General features: G+C 67.8%; 13 protein-coding genes. 5 read left to right on the forward strand and 8 right to left on the reverse strand.

Going from position 1 to position 16215, the window contains the following annotated elements:
• Nucleotides 1–23: 23 nt before the first annotated feature.
• The 4 genes from AC1MB9_RS14280 to AC1MB9_RS14295 form a co-directional block, all read right to left on the reverse strand.
• Complete coding sequence (locus AC1MB9_RS14280) at nt 24–1010, reverse strand: NAD-dependent epimerase/dehydratase family protein (RefSeq protein WP_479962592.1); 987 nt, start codon at nt 1008–1010, stop codon at nt 24–26.
• Nucleotides 1007–3754, reverse strand: coding sequence for an alpha/beta fold hydrolase (locus AC1MB9_RS14285; protein ID WP_479962593.1), 2748 nt, complete (start codon nt 3752–3754; stop codon nt 1007–1009). The genes AC1MB9_RS14280 and AC1MB9_RS14285 overlap by 4 nt, the downstream gene beginning before the upstream one ends.
• The gene (locus AC1MB9_RS14290; RefSeq protein ID WP_479962594.1) at nt 3751–4773 is read right to left on the reverse strand and encodes a 3-oxoacyl-ACP synthase III; all 1023 of its coding nucleotides are present in this window, start codon (nt 4771–4773) and stop codon (nt 3751–3753) included. Before AC1MB9_RS14290 ends, AC1MB9_RS14285 begins: the two co-directional genes overlap by 4 nt.
• Nucleotides 4774–4958: 185 nt before the next feature.
• Nucleotides 4959–8531, reverse strand: a complete 3573-nt coding sequence (locus AC1MB9_RS14295; RefSeq protein WP_479962595.1) for a proline dehydrogenase family protein — start codon at nt 8529–8531, stop codon at nt 4959–4961.
• 156 nt (nt 8532–8687) lie between these two features.
• Between AC1MB9_RS14295 and AC1MB9_RS14300 the strand changes: the two genes are divergently transcribed.
• Genes AC1MB9_RS14300 through AC1MB9_RS14310 form a run of 3 tightly spaced genes read left to right on the forward strand, consistent with a single transcriptional unit; the run spans nt 8688 to nt 11801 of the window.
• The gene (locus tag AC1MB9_RS14300) at nt 8688–9602 is read left to right on the forward strand and encodes a LysR family transcriptional regulator (protein WP_479962596.1); all 915 of its coding nucleotides are present in this window, start codon (nt 8688–8690) and stop codon (nt 9600–9602) included.
• A gap of 29 nt (nt 9603–9631) precedes the next feature.
• Complete coding sequence (locus AC1MB9_RS14305; protein WP_479962597.1) at nt 9632–11245, forward strand: phytoene desaturase family protein; 1614 nt, start codon at nt 9632–9634, stop codon at nt 11243–11245.
• 34 nt (nt 11246–11279) lie between these two features.
• Nucleotides 11280–11801, forward strand: a complete 522-nt coding sequence (locus AC1MB9_RS14310) for an SRPBCC domain-containing protein (protein ID WP_479962598.1) — start codon at nt 11280–11282, stop codon at nt 11799–11801.
• An 8-nt stretch (nt 11802–11809) separates the two neighbouring features.
• Here AC1MB9_RS14310 and AC1MB9_RS14315 read toward each other — a convergent pair whose 3' ends face one another.
• Both AC1MB9_RS14315 and AC1MB9_RS14320 read right to left on the reverse strand, forming a co-directional pair.
• The gene (locus tag AC1MB9_RS14315; protein WP_479962599.1) at nt 11810–12373 is read right to left on the reverse strand and encodes an acyl-CoA thioesterase; all 564 of its coding nucleotides are present in this window, start codon (nt 12371–12373) and stop codon (nt 11810–11812) included.
• A gap of 49 nt (nt 12374–12422) precedes the next feature.
• Nucleotides 12423–13571, reverse strand: a complete 1149-nt coding sequence (locus AC1MB9_RS14320) for a bifunctional 2-methylcitrate synthase/citrate synthase (protein WP_479962600.1) — start codon at nt 13569–13571, stop codon at nt 12423–12425.
• A gap of 239 nt (nt 13572–13810) precedes the next feature.
• Here AC1MB9_RS14320 and AC1MB9_RS14325 point away from each other — a divergent pair, with 239 nt between their 5' ends.
• Together AC1MB9_RS14325 and AC1MB9_RS14330 are read left to right on the forward strand one after the other, a co-directional pair.
• Nucleotides 13811–14221 (forward strand): hypothetical protein, encoded by a 411-nt coding sequence (locus AC1MB9_RS14325; protein WP_479962601.1) that lies wholly within the window; start codon nt 13811–13813, stop codon nt 14219–14221.
• Complete coding sequence (locus AC1MB9_RS14330) at nt 14211–14408, forward strand: helix-turn-helix transcriptional regulator (protein ID WP_479962602.1); 198 nt, start codon at nt 14211–14213, stop codon at nt 14406–14408. Before AC1MB9_RS14325 ends, AC1MB9_RS14330 begins: the two co-directional genes overlap by 11 nt.
• Nucleotides 14409–14450: 42 nt before the next feature.
• On the opposite strand, the gene AC1MB9_RS14335 is transcribed toward AC1MB9_RS14330, so the two are convergent.
• Together AC1MB9_RS14335 and AC1MB9_RS14340 are read right to left on the reverse strand one after the other, a co-directional pair.
• Nucleotides 14451–15509, reverse strand: coding sequence for an alpha/beta hydrolase (locus tag AC1MB9_RS14335; RefSeq protein WP_479962603.1), 1059 nt, complete (start codon nt 15507–15509; stop codon nt 14451–14453).
• Between the two features lie 118 nt (nt 15510–15627).
• On the reverse strand, nt 15628–16167 hold the full coding sequence (locus AC1MB9_RS14340; protein ID WP_479962604.1) for a YbhB/YbcL family Raf kinase inhibitor-like protein: 540 nt from the start codon (nt 16165–16167) through the stop codon (nt 15628–15630).
• Nucleotides 16168–16215: the final 48 nt, after the last annotated feature.

The raw sequence follows: 16215 nt of genomic DNA on the forward strand, positions 1-16215 counted from the left end.
GGTTCGGCGGGCCCGGCGGCCGCTTAGAGCGGGAAGGGCATGTCGCGACGATACGACACGGCCAGGCGCGCGAGTCCCTCGTCGAGACTGACCGTCGGAGTCCACCGCAGGTCGGCCCGAGTGGAACGCTGGTCGAACCAGTGCGCGGTCGAGAGCTGTTCCGCGAGAAACCGCGTCATCGGTGGCTCATCCGTGCCCGGTCGCACCCGCCACACCGCTTCGATGACGGATCCGGCCTGGCGGGCAAGGACGGCCGGTACGCGCCAGGAGGGAGCGCGCACGCCGGCGGCCGCGCAGATGCCCGCGAGCAGCTCGGCCACCGGGCGCGGCTCGCCGTTCGTGATCACGTAGGAGCGACCGCGTACCTCCGGCGCACGCTCTAGGGCGGCGGCAATCGCCGACGCCGCGTTGTCGACGTAGGTTGTATCGATGAGAGCGGCGCCGTGACCCAGCAACGGCAACCGTCCGGATCGGGCACGGTCCACGATGCGCTCAATGAGCTGGGTGTCTCCGGGGCCCCAGACCAGGTGGGGTCGCACAGCCACCACGGCCAGCGCCGCGGAGTCGGCCCCCAGCGCCAGCAGCTCCGCCTCGGCCTTGGTACGTGCGTACGCGCCGCGAGCCCGTCCCGGGTCGGCGACCTCCGCCCCGCTTCCCATGATGGATGTTCCGGCGTGCGCGACGGAGGGTGACGACACGTAGACGAAGCGGGAAACCCCGGCATCCGCTGCCGCCGCCAGCAACGCCCGCGTGCCGTGCACGTTCACGGCCTGGAACTCGGCCGGGTCGCCCGCCAGCGAGACCTTGGCCGCGAGGTGCACCACGGCATCCATTCCCGTCACGGCATGAACGATGTCCGACGCGTCGACAATCGATCCGAGGGCATCCTCGGCACCGGCGACACCGGAGGCGCGGCGTTGGAAGGTGCGCACGGAGTGGCCCGCCGCAACGATCTCGGCGGCCACGGCTCGGCCCAGAAAGCCGCTGGCTCCGGTGACAAGCACCTTCACGGCGGCGTCATCCGCCCGCCGGAAAGGACGCCGGTCGCCCAGGTCGAGAGCAGGGTGCGGTCGATCTTGGAGTTGTGACGAATGTCGGTCGGGAGCTGTGGCACGATCAGGATCGCCGCAAGGGGTGACGTCACGGCGGCGCGCACCGCGGTCGCCAAAGCCTCGGAGGCGAGGCGTGGGCGTCGCTCGCCCGCCGGCGTCTCGACAACGGCGACGAGCTGCTGCGTTCCCGACGCGCCGACACCGACAACGGCGGCCCGCGAGACGCCCGACACCGATTCAATGCGCTGCTCCGGCCCAACCGGAGTGACCACCCCGTCGGCGGTGACGATGACGTGCGGCAGCCGCCCCTCCACCCAGAGGCGTCCGACGTCGTCGAGGTGCCCCACGTCCCCGGTGCGGTGCCAGCGTCGGTCGTCGGCCGGCACGGCACGACGGCTGGCGCGGTCGGTGACCCACAGCCGGTCGTAGTGGTCTTTCACGTGCGGCGCGGACACGACGATCTCGCCCGTGACGTTCGGTTCGGCACCCGCCGCACCGGTCGCGTTCCCGTGCGCGTCGAGCGGGGAGATGCGGATGCTCGTGGTCGCCGCTCCGATGCCGACGCAGACGCCGCCCGGTCCCGCGGCGGACGCGGCGGTAACCGCGCCGGCCGCACGTATTCCGTCGAGGGAAATATCTGCCATGAGCAGCCCCTCGGTCATGCCGTACGGAGTATGTGCGCTCGCTTCCGGCATGAGGCGCCCGGCTGCGGCGAGGAGAGGCTCCGATACCGGCGCGCCGGCGGAGAGGAAGGTGCGCACGCCGCGCAGGGCGTCATGGTCGGCCGGGGCGAGATCTCCGGCGGTGGCGACCACATTTGCGAGCGCTGCCGGGGACAGGAACACCACCGTGGCATCAATGGCCGCGACGGCCGCGGCGACGGCAACCGCGGTCAGGGTCTTCGGCGCGGTCACGTCCATGTCGGGTGTCACCGAGCGGGCGCCGAGCGCGGGTCCGAGCAGGGCGAACGGCGCGAAACCGGCGACGAGACCGGTTCCCACGCCGACGCCGTACTGCACGAACAGCGCATTGGCGACGGCGGAAAGCTGCCCGTGGGAATAGACAACGCCCTTGGCGGGTCCGGTGGACCCGGAGGTGAAGAGCACGGCGGCGGTGTCGTCGGGGCCCGGCCCCTCGGGCAGCGCTTCGTCGGCTCCGAGCTCGATCAGGTCCGCGAGGGTGTGGCACACGCCAAGCGTACGGGCGACGACCGCGGGGAATCGGGCGGTGGCGATCTTCGTTCCCGGCCAGCCGAGGGCGCGCGCGGCGGCGAGCCCCTGCACGGCGCCGATCACGAAGTCGGGGCGGGCTCCACGCACGGCGCGGGTCAGACCACGCAGGCCGAGCCCGGCATCCGCCACAACGACGATCGCACCGATGCGCACACAGGCATAGAGTACGGCGGTCAGGTCGGCGCCCGGCGGGACGAGCAGGGAGACCCGGTCGCCGCGGCGCACGCCGATCCGGTCCAGGCCGGCCGCGATGCGGCGAACCTGCCGGGAGAGCCGACGCCAGGTGACGACACGAGGCCCCGCTCCCGTGCCGGGCGCCATGTCGACGAGCGCGGTGTCGTCGCTGGAACTCAGCTCGTCGAGGTAATGCCAGAGCGGGTTCACGGTCGCGGCGGCCCACCCGGAGGCGGGCGTCTCGGCGGGATCCTCCGCCGTTGCGGCGGGCGGTTCGTTCTCGGCGGAGCGTGGCGTGTCCAGCGGTGCGGCGACGGCGGGCAGGTCGCCGAGCCAGGTGAGCGCGGCTCCGGCGTAGTCGGCGTCTTCGGCGAGCAGATGCCCGCAGCCCTCGAAGCGATGCACGTCGGCATGCGGCATGCGGCCGAGCAGATCGTCGAGGTAACGATCGCTGAAGATGGGGTCGCGGGGCCCCCACAGCAGCAGGGCGGGAACCTCGAGCGCGAGCAGCCCCGTCGCGATGCGGTCGAGTTCCGGGGCGCTCTCGTGCCGGGCGTCGACGGGAATGTCCGCGACGAAGCCGCCGATTCCGCCGCGACGCGCCTGGCCTCGATACGGCGCACGATAGCCGGTTTTCACGCCGGGATCGAGCGGCGGGTGCGCCAGTGCGAGCGTCGTCTCCAGGAAGGCGGGCGTGACCACGGTCGCCACGCCGAGAATACCCTTGCCGAGGGCCAGGCGCAGTGGAGCGGGCACCGCATGCTGCTCGGGCTGGTGCACCGCGGTGTTGAGGAGCATGACGCCGGCGAGCTGCTCGGGGTGGTCGAGCGCCCAGCCGAGCGAGATGGATCCGCCCCAGTCGTGCCCGAATGTGACGACCGGCCCGTCAATGGCGAGGGAGTCGGTGAGGTCAGCGAGGTCCCGCACTCGTCGCGCGAGCGTGCGGGGAACCCCGGTGCGTTCCGAGAAGCCCATATCGAGTTGGTCGACGGCCACGACGCGCCAGGCCTCGGCGCCGCGAGCGGCGGCATCCGTCGCCTGGGTCACGAGTCGACGCCAGAGATAGGACCACGTGGGATTGCCGTGAACGCACAGGATGGTGCCGACGGGCGTGACGCCCAGTGAGTCCAGTGCGGGGCCGTTGTCGAGCACGTGCCACGTGCGCACGACGTCCGCAGCGTCGCTCTCCCTGACCTGCAGCAGGCGCGAGAACGCGGGATCGAGTCCGGATAACCCGGGCGGGGGGAGCTCGGCCGCTGCGGGGGTGGCCCCGGCGCGGGGAAGGCGCCGGTTCACCAGAGGATCTCCATCATGGCGGTGTTGAGGCCCGACCCCACACCCATGAGCAACACCCGGTTGCCGGTCTGCAGTCGTGGGGCCTCCTGGGCCAGGGTGATCGGGATCGACGCCGGGCCGACGTTGCCGAGGGTCGGGTAGGTGAGGGGCACCTTCGAGCGGTCGAGGCCGGTGGCTTTCACGAGCGCGTTCGTGTGCACGTCCGAGACCTGGTGCACGATGTACCGGTCCATGTTTGCCCAGTTCCAGTCGCGACGCGCGGCGGTCCAGGCGGATACCACGAGTTCCATGCCGCCCTTCAACAGCGCCCTCGCATCGGTGAACATGCCGTCGACGCTGCCGACGCACAGGTCGTTGAACTGCGTGGCCGCGCGCGTGACGCCGCCGAGTATGCGGTGCGATCCGGGGTGCGCGTCGAGCGGTCCGAGAACGGCCGCCGCAGCCCCGGAACCCAGCGTGAGGCTGGCGAACTCACTCATGAAGTCCTTGCGGTTGATGCCCTCGCGGCCGAGCCGTTCAATCGTGTTGAGCTGGATCTCATCGGCGTCTTCGCCGTCGATGACCACGGCGTATTGGATCTGTCCCGAGTCGATGAGCTGTGCCGCGAGGGTCATGCCGTTCACGAATCCGAGGCAGGCGTTGGCGATGTCGAAGTTGATGGCCGAGGAGGGCAGACCGAGCCCGTGGTGGATGCGCACGGCCACCGACGGTTCCAGGTGCTTGCGCGTGACCGAGGTGTTGATCAGCAGACCCACCTGACTCGGCTCGATCCCGGCGTCGCGCAGCGCGCGCTTGCCGGCCGATACGGCGGCATCGTCGAAGGATTCACCGTCTGCCCAGTTGCGTCGTTCCTGCACTCCCGCCACTCGCTGGAGCAGGCCGCTCGGCAGGCGCAGCCGACGCAGCACCGGCTGCAGCTGGCTGTCGATGTCCTGTGACGTTGTTATGCGGGTGGCAAGGGTACTGACAACCGACAACAGGGCGACGTTTTTGTGCGTCGACGTTGCATTTCCATCCAACTGCTGTTCCCCTGTCGAGATATGAACGAAGCGAGCATCCGTCCGGAACCGAGTCCAAACCAGACGGGTTCCCGCGCCTACTTTACGCTGCCGCGCCTGAGCGCCCGGCGAGAGCGTCATGACAGCGCAAAATCGCCGAGACCCATCGTATCGATGAGTCCCGGCGATCGCGGGCCTGAACGGGCCTAGATCACGTCGTCCGAGATCGCGCTCGGGTTGCCGAAGCGGTGCGCTGTGAGCGAGATCGCCTGTTCGCGCAGGAACGGCAGCACCTCGACGCGGCCGGCCTGGGTGACCGGGTGCGCGTACACGGCAACGTCGGGGCTTCCGTCCAGGGCAATGGCCAATGCGGATGCCGCCTCGGCCGCGCCATGAACCGGGTCGGAACCCACGAGGCGCACGCGCGTTGTGGTGATTCCGCCGGCCGCGGCACGGGACAGCCATTCCTCGTCGCTTTCGACGCTCACCGGGATCTCACGCTGTTCGAGAACGGCGCGCACACCGGCCGGAACCGGCAGGGCGCTCGACACGGCGAAACGCGACCGGGACAGGGTGGCCGCCGCAATCACACGCAGCAGGTTCGACAGGGTGCCGTCTTCGGTGAGGCGCACGGTCACGGGCAGCGCACGATAGCGGAACAGGTTGCGCTCCAGCTTGAGGTTCGAGGCATCGCGCACCACGTTGAACTCTTCACGCCAGGCGAGGGCGTCACTCAGGCTCGAACGGCGGAGCACGTCGAAGTCCGCGTAGTCAAGGAACGGCTGCGAAGCCTCGATGATTTCCGTCACCCGAGGCTCCAGCCCACGCAGGTGGAGCGTGGAGCTGTTGCGTCCGGGGTTGCTCACCCAGCTGCCGAGCCCGTACAGGTAGTTCGGTCCGCCGGCCTTCGTGCCGGGGCCCACCGCCGAACGCTTCCAGCCACCGAAGGGCTGACGCTGCACGATGGCGCCCGTGATGCCACGGTTCACGTAGAGGTTGCCCGCCTCGACCGAGTCGATCCACTCGGTCAGGTCATCGGCATCGAGCGAGTGCAGTCCGCTCGTGAGGCCGTAGTCCACCGCGTTCTGAAAACGAATCGCCTCTTCAAGCGTCTTGGCGTGCATGACGCCCAGGACCGGCCCGAAGAACTCGGTGAGGTGAAAGTATGAGCCGGGCGCGACGCCGGTGCGAATACCGGGCGTCCACAGTCGGCCCTCTTCGTCCAGCTGGTGCGGCTCGACGAGCCAGCTTTCCTCCGCGCCCAGGGTGGTGAGGGCATGGAGCAGTTTGTCTTCGGCGGGCTGAATGATCGGCCCCATCGTGTTGACCGGGTCGCTCGGCATGCCGACGCGCACGGAGCGCGCCGCGTCGATGAGCTGGCGCTCGAAGCGCTCCGACTTGCCAACGGAGCCCACAAGGATCACGAGGCTCGCGGCGGAGCATTTCTGGCCGGCGTGGCCGAATGCGCTCTTGATCACATCGGCGGCGGCCAGGTCAAGGTCGGCCGAGGGGGTCACGATGATGGCGTTCTTGCCACTCGTCTCGCCGAGCAGCGGCAGGTCCTGGCGCATCGAGCGGAAGAGCTCAGCGGTCTCGTATCCGCCGGTGAGGATCACGCGGTCCACAGCGGGGTGCCCGATGAGGGCCGTTCCGAGCGAGTGGTCCTTGAGGTCGACGAGGGCCAGCAGGTCACGCGGCACGCCGGCTTCCCATAGCGCTTCGACCACGATCGCGCCGGAGCGCTGGGCGAGCCGGGCCGGCTTGGCGATCACGGCCGAGCCGCTGGCCAGGGCCGCGAGCATTCCGCCGGCCGCGATGGCCACCGGGAAGTTCCACGGCGAGGTGACCACGATGAGCTTGGAGGGCACGAAGGTGGCACCCTGCACGTGGTCGAGGTCTTTCGCCCGCTCGGCGTAGTAGTGCGCGAAGTCAATGGCCTCGCTCACCTCCGGGTCACCCTCGGCGATGGTCTTGCCGGTCTCGGCGGCCATGACCTCAATGAGGCGGTCGCGGTTGGCGGCGAGGGCGAGGCCCGCGCGGTGCAGAACGGCAGCGCGCTCGGCACCGGTCTTCTGGCCCCAGGCCACGCTCGCCGCGACGGTCGTCTCGATCACCTTGTTGAGAGTGGGCACGTCGTCGACGCGCGCGCCGGCGATGGTGTCGAGCCCGAGTGTCGACGTCTCGACGCGGCTCAGGATCCGGCGGCCCCAGGCGCGGTTCGCCGGCAGGGACGGGTCGGTGTCTGGCTCGTTGTGAAAGCCGGATTCCCCGGTCGATCCCCGGGTGAGGCCGAGCAGCGCGGCCGTCAGGTTGCCGTCGCCCTCGTCGTCAGCAGATGCGTCGGCATCCTCTGCGTCCGGGGTTGGCAGCGCTTCGAGCTGGGTCACCTCTGCACGGTTCTGCGTGCGGTTCGGGGTGGGTACGGTGTCGTCAACGGCCTGAAGCGAGGCGAGGAAGCGGTCCTTCTCGCGCTCGAACAGGGCGGGGCTGGTGGTGAGTTCGAACACGGCCGACATGAAGTTCTCCTGGCTCGCATTCTCCTCGAGTCGGCGGATGAGGTAGCTGATCGCAACGTCGAACTCTGACGGCTTCACGACGGGCGTGTAGAGAAGGAGGCGACCGACGTCCTTGCTGACGGCGGTGGCCTGGCCGGTGGCCATACCGAGCAACATCTCGAATTCGACCTTGTCATCGACGCCGCGCTGCTTGCTCAGCAGGTGCGCCCATGCCACGTCGAAGAGGTTGTGGCCGGCCACGCCGATCTTCACGGCGTCGGTGTTCTGCGGGGTCAGCGCCCAGCTGAGCACGCGCTTGTAGTTGGTGTCACTGTCCTGCTTGGTGGAGTAGGTGGCGAGGGGCCAGTCGTGCACGGCCGAGTCGACGTGCTCCATGGCCAGGTTGGCGCCCTTGACGAGGCGCACCTTGATGGGCGCACCTCCGGCGGCACGGCGGGACTGTGCCCAGTGAGTCAGTCCCTGCAGCGCGGCGAGGCAGTCGGGCAGGTAGGCCTGCAGAACGATGCCGGCCTCAAGCTCGGCGAGTTGCGGCTGGTCGAGGAGTCGCTCGAAGACCGCGATGGTGAGGTCGAGGTCGTGGTACTCCTCCATGTCGAGGTTGATGAACTTCGGCGTCGGGCTTTCGGCTGCCAGCTCGTAGAGGGGGGTGAGGCGTTCGACGATGCGCGTGACGCACTCGTCGAAGGCCCACATGGAGATCTGGCTGGCGATGGAGGACACCTTGACGGAGACGTAGTCCACGTCGTAGCGGGCAAGAAGCTCCATGGTGGATGCGAGACGGTGCGAGGCTTCGTCCTCGCCGAGCACGGCTTCGCCGAGCAGGTTGATGTTGAGGCGGTTGCCCGATTCCTTCAGGTGCGCGATCGCGGGGCCGAGCTTGTCGGGCGTGGCGTCGACGACGAGGTGGCCGACCATCTGGCGCAGTACCTTGCGGGCGGCGGGGATGACGACCCAGGGAAGTACGGGCCCGAGGATTCCACCGACGCCGATGGCGCCGCGCATGTACCAGGGGAGGAAGGCCGGCGCCTTCTTGGCAACCTGCTGCAGGCTGTACCCGGCGACCATCTTGTCTTCGGGGCGCATGACGTTGTCAACGAATCCGACGGTGAAGTCGAGTCCATTCGGATCCTTCAGCACCCCGGCCAAGCGTTCGGCCGCGGCATCCTCCGGGATTGTCGCGCTCTCGGCGAGCCATTTCTGCACGAGAACGATCACCTCCGCGCTGAGGTCCTTGTCGACGCGGGGAATGAAGGGGTTCGTCATGGTCACAATTTTAGTCTCTCGTTCACGGTGGGTCGCTCGGTATCTTCTCAGTGTGCCCCAGCGATGCGTCCCCTCTAGCACCACAAAAGCGAGTCTTCCTGACCGATATTCATTAGAATTATTGATGAATGGTTATGACCCCCCTGAGGAGGGCGAATGCTCGACGTCCGTCGACTACGCTTGTTGCGCGAATTGAAGATTCGCGGCACCCTCGCCGGGGTCGCCGAGGCCCTCGCCTACAGCCCATCCGCCGTGTCGCAGCAGCTGGCCCTGCTCGAGAAAGAGGCCGGCGTCGAACTGTTGCAGCGCGTGGGCCGACGGGTGAAGCTCACGCCTCAGGCCGAGATTCTGGTGGAACACACCGGGTACCTGCTGGAGCGGCTTGAGGCCGCGGAGGCCGATCTCACGGCAACACGCACCACGGTGTCCGGAACCGTGCGGGTCGCGGTTTTCCAATCCGCCGCCCACGCCGTGATCCCTCCGGCGCTGACCATCCTCGGCGAGGAGTTACCCGGGCTTCGGGTGGAAGTCACCGAACGCGAACCGGAAGCGGGTCTGTTTGCGGTGTCGGCACGCGACTTCGACCTCGTTCTCGCCGAGCAGTACCCGGGGCATACCCGCGAGCATCGCACCGACCTTGACCGCATCAACCTGGTCACGGATGCGCTGCGTCTGGCCGTCCCTCGCCCCCGGGACGGTCGCGCGGTCGTGAGCAGCCTCGAGCACGCCACGATGCTCCCCTGGGTGATGGAGCCGGCTGGAACCGCCAGCCGGCAGTGGGCAACGCAGCTGTGCCGCTCGGCCGGGTTCGAGCCCGACGTGCGCTTCGAGAGCGCCGACCTCATCGCCCACATCCATCTGATCGAATCCGGCAATGCCGTCGGGATCCTTCCCGACCTGGTGTGGGCAGGCCAGTCACCCACCGTGCACCTGCTTGAGCTGCCCGGGCTGCCCCACCGAACGGTGTTCTCCGCTGCGCGGCGGTCGAGCGCCGGGCGCCCCGGTGTGCTCGCGGTGCGCGACGCGCTCGCCCGCGCCGTGGCTCAAGTGGCCGCGCCCTCCCCCTGCTGAACCACGGGCGCCACGATTAGGCTCTGGTCATGAGCGAATCGCGGTATGACGTGGTGATTGTGGGCGGCGGCCACAACGGACTGACCGCAGCCGCGTATCTTTCCCTCGCGGGCAGGTCGGTGCTGTTGCTGGAGCGCGAGGGCCGGGTCGGTGGCGCGGCCGTGTCGGCGGATACCTTTGCCGGCATCGATGCGCGGCTCTCACGCTACTCATACCTCGTGAGCCTGCTGCCCCGGCGCGTCATCGACGAGCTCGGTCTCGACGTCGAGCTCGTCCGACGCCGTTACTCGTCGTACACGCCCGATCCCGCGGCGCCGGAAACCGGACTCCTCGTCGACCACGGTGACGCCGCGGTCACGCGTGCCTCGTTCGACCGGGTGGCACCAGCCGATTTCCGCGCCTGGAACAGGTTCTACGACGACACGTCGATTCTGGCCCGCGCCCTGTTCCCGACGGTCTGCGAGCCGCTCCTCACCCGTTCGGAGGCCCGCCGTCTAGTGGCCGATGACAGGGTGTGGAACGCGTTCATCGAGCGCCCGCTCGGTGAGGTGATCACCGAGCGTTTCGAGAGCGACCTCGTTCGCGGCATCGTGGCCACGGACGGCCTGATCGGGACATTCGCGTCGCTCGACGACCCCGACCTGCACGCCAATCGCTGTTTCGTGTACCACGTGATCGGTAACGAAACCGGCGACTGGGATGTGCCCATCGGCGGCATGGGCGCCGTCTCCGGCGCACTCGAGAAGGCGGCCGCCCAGGCCGGCGCACGGATCGAAACGGGGGCGGAGGTGACCGCCATCACCCCGACCGGCGAGGTGCGGTACCGGCAGAACGGTCAGGACCACGCGGTGACGGGCGCGTTCGTTCTCAGCAATGTGGCGCCGTGGGTGTTGGGCACACTCCTTGGGGAGCCGCAGGATGCCACCAGCAAGCCGCGGGGCGCCCAGGTGAAGGTGAACCTGGTACTGTCTCGGCTGCCGCGACTGCGCGACCGGGGAGTCTCCCCCGAGACCGCCTTCGGGGGAACGTTCCACATCAACGAGACCTACGCGCAGCTGGAGCGCGCCTTCACCGCGGCGCTCGAGACCGCCGAGGAGGGGGGTGAGTTGCTCCCGTGCGAGATCTACTGTCATTCGCTCACCGATCCGAGCATCCTCTCGCCCGAATCGCGGGCCGGTGGCGCGCACACCCTCACCGTGTTCGGCCTGCACACCCCGCACCTCGAGCAGAGCGAGGGCGCCAACACCGATCGTCGCGATCACCTGCAGGCCGCCGTACTGCGGTCGCTCAACTCGGTACTCGCCGAGCCGATCGAAGACCTTCTTGTGACGGATGCCGCGGGCGACCCGTGCATTGAGACCAAGACCACCCGAGATCTGGAGATCGCGCTCAACATGCCCGGCGGGAACATCTTTCACGGGCCGCTCGCATGGCCCTTCCTCGAAGACGACGCACCACGGTCGACGCCTGCGGAACGGTGGGGAGTGCAGACCCGGCATCCGCGCATCCTGTTGTGCGGCGCCGGGGCCCGGCGCGGCGGCGGTGTGAGCGGCATCGGCGGGCACAACGCCGCGATGGCGGTGCTCGAGTTGTGGCCGGACGTCGCTCATGCTGGCCACGACGACGAAAGAGGCCTAGCCTGAAGGGAATCACGTTTCACTCAGCACGGAGGAAACCATGACAGGAAAGCCCACCGGACGTCTCTCGCAGCGCGAGGACGGACTGTATCTCATGATGGATCGGCTGTTCAAGGCCCCGATCGAAGACGTGTGGGCGAGCATGACCCGGCCCGCAGAGTTGGCCAAATGGATCGGGACCTATACGGGTTCGCCCAGCACCGGTGCGGCCAGATTTCGCATGTCGGCGGAACCGGACGCGAAATGGGAGTACGTGACCATTCTGGAGTGTGCCGCACCGCACCGCTTCTTCGGCGACTTCGGCGAAGGGGAGGATGCTTGGCGCGCCCTGTTCCACCTCGTCGAGGGCAACGGAATGACCACCGTCACGTTCGGTCAACGACTACGCAATCCGGCGGAGGCGTCGACCATGGGCCCGGGTTGGGACTACTACCTCGACCGGCTCGTCGCGTACCGCGCGGGGCGCCCCCTGCCGGAGTGGGACTCTTATTACCCGGCTCTGGCCATGCACTACAAGAACCTGGTCGTGCCCACCCGCACCGTGCGGGCGAGCGCCGGTTAGAGGTCGGGCTACTGCCAGATACTCGGGGCGGGAGCGCGCGTGGCCGGCATGGCCACGTCGTCGCTCCACTCGAGGAGCCACGTCGGCACGGTGACGTTGTCGGGTGCGATTCCCACGGCGTCCTGGAGCTCCTCGATCTGGACGACTCCGCCGGTGCGCTTCAGGAACCGACCTCGGATGAAGCCATGGGCGTAGATTTCCGGCACTCCGGAGGCGTCGGGTCGCACAAACCGTTGCTCCACATAGACCGCCTTCGCGTCAAAGCCGAGAATGCGCGATTCAACGGTGAAGCGCTGACCCACGGTGAGTGACTTACGAAAGCTGATGGTCTCCGCCACGACCACGGGGTACCAGCCGCGTTCCACAAAGATCTTCCACACGCCCGTGCGGTGCAGCATGTCGAACCGGGCCACGTCCATGATCGACAGATAGACGCCGTTGTTCATGTGCCGCAGGATGTCGAGGTCGGTCGGCGACGTCACAAAACGAGTGCGGGCGACGTCGTAGTGGCCGATCCTCGGCCCGAAACGCGACAAGAGGGAATGCAGGAGCGTACGAAAGAACATATGCATGCTGTGATGCTATCGGGCCGGGCTGCCGGTCGAGCACCGCTGTTCCGGGTTACCCGGGTGCCTCCGTCGACGGCGGCAGGTCCCGCTGCGGCGCTCCGACGTACACGGAGAGCGGCCGGATGAGGGAGTTCGCGGCCACCTGTTCCATGATGTGGGCCGTCCAGCCGACGGTTCGGGCGGCGACGAAGATGGGCGTGAACGTTTCGGTATCGAAACCCATCACGTGGTACGCGGGTCCGGTGGGATAGTCCACGTTCGGCAGGATTCCGGTGCGCTCCCGCATGCCCTGCTCCAGACGTTGGTACATCTCGAGGAGATCGGGCCGGCCGAAGTGTTCAAGCATCGATGTCATCGCGGCGCTCATCGTGGGCACGCGGGAGTCGCCGTGCTTGTACACCCGGTGGCCGAAACCCATCACCTTGCGTTTGTGCGCGAGCGCATCGTCAAGCCACGCATCCACGCGGTCAGGCGTGCCGATCTCACCGAACGCTTCCATGACGGCCTCATTCGCGCCCCCGTGCAGCGGACCCTTGAGCGCGCCGATCGCGCCCGTCACCGCCGAATGCAGGTCGGAGAGGGTCGAGGTGATCACCCGCGCCGCGAAGGTGGACGCGTTGAATGAGTGCTCGGCATAGAGTACGAGCGACAGGCGGAAGGCGTCGGTGACTTCGGGGGCTGGCACCTCGCCCAACGTCATGTACAGAAAGTTCTCCGCGTAGCTGAGGTCGCTGCGCGGTTCCACCAGCGGCAGTCCGTTGCGGCGCCGCTGGTCGTAGGCGACGACGGCGGGCAGCCGCGCGAACAGATGCCGGGCTTTGCGCAAGTTGTCCTCGGGAGCATTGGATTCGGCATCCGGGTCGCAAGCCCCGATGACGCTCACGGCCGTGCGGCACACGTCCATCGGATGCGTCGTCACGGACAGGTCGTCAATGGCCCGGCGCACCTTCGCGTCGAGCGCGCGGTGCGCGCGTTCCTCACGTTCGAAGTCGGCGAGCTCGGCGCGGCCGGGCAGCTCACCGTTCCAGAGCAGCAGGGCCACCTCTTCGACGCTGCACCGGTCCGCGAGTTGCTGCACCGGGTATCCGCGGTAGAGCAGCGAATTCGTGTCGGAGTTGACCATGGAGATGGCCGTGACGTCGACCGGGACCCCGGCCAGTCCCTTGAAAATCCGAGGCTCACCGGCCGCTGACTCGTTCATGATGCTCCCTTCGATCCAACCGGCGCGGGCTCGGTGACCGGCGCGGCTCTGTCGGCGAGCCCGTTCCGGTGGGGCAGGTCTCGTCGCTTCCATGCACACGAACGTGAAACTTCACAACAAGAATCTACTCGTCTGAAGCTGGAAATGCGGCCCGTATTCCCGCACTGCGTCGCGGCCGACACATCGACCGCACCCGACGGATCGTAAAGTATGCTTTACACAGAAGCGAAGGGGGCGAAATGCTGCAAAGCATGAAATTCAGGTGGATCTTCCTGGCGATAGCGGCGATTGCGGCGTTGGGCCTGTTGGTCTCCGTCATTGTCGGGCAGCCCAGCGACGGGGCTCGATTGCCCGCCTTGCTTATCGTCCCGTTCGTCACCCTGGGCGGCTTGGGAGCCTACGCCCTACGTCGGAATCGTGAGCGCCGAACAGGGTCTGGTGCCAAGGACGGGGTCGAGATCAGCCGCGCGCACCAGGCCCAGGCGGGGGTCTTTTTCGATGCCGTCCTCGGCGCCCTGACCGTGGGGACTCTGCTCATGATCACCGGGGCAACGGCCAGCGCGTACGCGGTCCTGATGCTGTTCGGCGTCGCACTGGTTGGTGATTTTTGGATTCGTTACCTGATTTTGAGGCAGCGAGATGGATCGTAGGCTGGCCGAACAGAGACGCAGCCTGGATCTCACGCAGGCGAAGCTTGCCGAGCTGGTGGGAGTATCGCGCCAGACGATCATCTCGATAGAACGCGGGAGATTTTCGCCTTCGGTGCTGTTGGCCATCAGGATCGCCCAGACGCTGAACACCAGCGTCGAGGAACTCTTTGCGCCCTCCAGTGAGTAACGGGGCGCAGCCTCGAGGGCTTGGAAGGCCGGGAGCGTCTCCCTAGGCCGTGCCGGCGCCCGTCGGGGCGGGAACCACTGCCGCGGCCACGAGGGTGCTTGCGGTGGCCGCGAGGTCGGCGACGGCGGTCACCGCGCTGGCCACCGGGCGACGCGGGGCGACGCGACGAACAAAGTCTCCCAGTCGCCGGTACACCTCTTGCGACTCGGGGTGGCTGGCCTCCTGCTGCCAGGTATGTCGCGTATTGACTCGGCTTCTGGCGTAGATCAGGGTGTCGACGAGGATCGACTTGTTGCGCAGCTCCGCAATGAAGTTCAGGTTGGCGCGGTAGAAGTAGTCCCGCTCGGACGTGGTGATGAACACCGGCGGAAAACCGCTGTCGAGCCACTCGATGGGCGACATGAAGCGGGCGGCGCTGCGCAGGTGAACGCCGCGGCCGCGCTCGGGCAGCAGCATCCGCAGAAAATTGAGGCTCAGCACAAAGCCGCGCTCGAACATGACCGAAAAGTCCGCGATGCTGCAGTGCTGCACGAGGCCGACCAGGTGAGAGCGATCGACCCGGGGGCTGATCTTGTAGTGCGCCGCGAGTTCGGGTTCGAAGGCCGATGCCGCGAGGAGCGCCGCGATGTGGCCTCCCGCGGAATCACCGCCGAGCACAATCCTGGAGGGATCGCCGCCGAATTCGCTGATGTTGCGCGCAACCCAGTCGAGCACGTCGTTGCCGTCGTTCATCATGTGGGACAGCTGAAAGCGCGTGGCCATGCGGTAGTTGGCATTGACGACGACCATGCCCTCCATGGCCTGGCTGGCGCAGTACTTGGTGAGCGACGATTTATCACCGGAAGTCCACCCGCCGCCGTGGAAATACACATACACCGGCAGGGATTCCGTCGCGTCTCGCGGCACGAGCACATCGAGGCGATGGTCGCGCAGGCCGTCGCCGGCGTAGTCGATGTCGTGGTGGTAGTCCACCGTGTCAATGGATTTCGCCTTGACCCGGGCGGCGTCGTTTTCGGGCAGGCGCAGCATGAGGGCCCGCCACACCCAGACCGGAACCCGGGAGAGACCGGTTTCCTTCGGGGAATTACGGGACTTTCGCACCGGCTGAGGTTAACTCGCGTTCGTGTGCGTGTGCTGGGAAGAGCCCCCAGACCGCCCGTAAACCCCCATATGGGGGACGAACGGCTCCCCCGGCGGGCGAGACCGCACCAGACGGCCGCTACCGGGTGGCCGCGCCGCCCGCGACGGCCGTGGCCTCCAGCACGGCCCGGCCCAGGGTGTGGAAGTGCGCGTTGAATCCGAGCACGGCGGGAGTCGACTCCGGGTCCAGGCCAAGGGACGGTACGTCGAGCGCGTGCACGATGAACTGGTATCGGTGCGTGCCGGTTCCGGGAGGCGGCCCCGCTCCTTCGAAGGAACGATGCCGGGTCTCGTTCGGAAGTGTCTGTGCCTCACTCGGCAGGAGCGGGCTCGACGCTGCGCCGGCTCCGGCGGCGAGCGACGTGACGGCTGCCGGCAGGTCACAGACCGCCCAGTGCCAGAAGCCACTGCCGGTAGGCGCGTCCGGGTCGTACATCGTCACGGCGAAGCTCTTCGTCTCCGGCGGGAAACCGGACCACGCCAGGTGCGGCGAGCGGTCATCGCCGCCGGCATCCGCGGCGTACTGAGCCGCGGCGAGCGGCGAACCGTCCGTCATGTCGGCGCTTGTGAGTGTGAACTGCGCAACGGCGCCGAATCGGGCAAGCGGGTCATTCGTCATGTGGCCTCCAGGGTTTGCCGGAAGCCTACGGCGTCGAACCTCCAAGCG

This window comes from Cryobacterium sp. AP27 (genome assembly GCF_056680495.1).

What these genes read in the sequence shown, in the direction of transcription:
- AC1MB9_RS14315 (WP_479962599.1), bottom strand. Translation starts at nt 12,373, where the DNA reads ATGCATATGTTCTTTCGTACGCTCCTGCATTCCCTCTTGTCGCGTTTC.
- AC1MB9_RS14330 (WP_479962602.1), top strand. Translation starts at nt 14,211, where the DNA reads ATGGATCGTAGGCTGGCCGAACAGAGACGCAGCCTGGATCTCACGCAG.
- AC1MB9_RS14305 (WP_479962597.1), top strand. Translation starts at nt 9,632, where the DNA reads ATGAGCGAATCGCGGTATGACGTGGTGATTGTGGGCGGCGGCCACAAC.
- AC1MB9_RS14320 (WP_479962600.1), bottom strand. Translation starts at nt 13,571, where the DNA reads ATGAACGAGTCAGCGGCCGGTGAGCCTCGGATTTTCAAGGGACTGGCC.
- AC1MB9_RS14310 (WP_479962598.1), top strand. Translation starts at nt 11,280, where the DNA reads ATGACAGGAAAGCCCACCGGACGTCTCTCGCAGCGCGAGGACGGACTG.
- AC1MB9_RS14325 (WP_479962601.1), top strand. Translation starts at nt 13,811, where the DNA reads ATGCTGCAAAGCATGAAATTCAGGTGGATCTTCCTGGCGATAGCGGCG.
- AC1MB9_RS14300 (WP_479962596.1), top strand. Translation starts at nt 8,688, where the DNA reads ATGCTCGACGTCCGTCGACTACGCTTGTTGCGCGAATTGAAGATTCGC.
- AC1MB9_RS14295 (WP_479962595.1), bottom strand. Translation starts at nt 8,531, where the DNA reads ATGACGAACCCCTTCATTCCCCGCGTCGACAAGGACCTCAGCGCGGAG.
- AC1MB9_RS14340 (WP_479962604.1), bottom strand. Translation starts at nt 16,167, where the DNA reads ATGACGAATGACCCGCTTGCCCGATTCGGCGCCGTTGCGCAGTTCACA.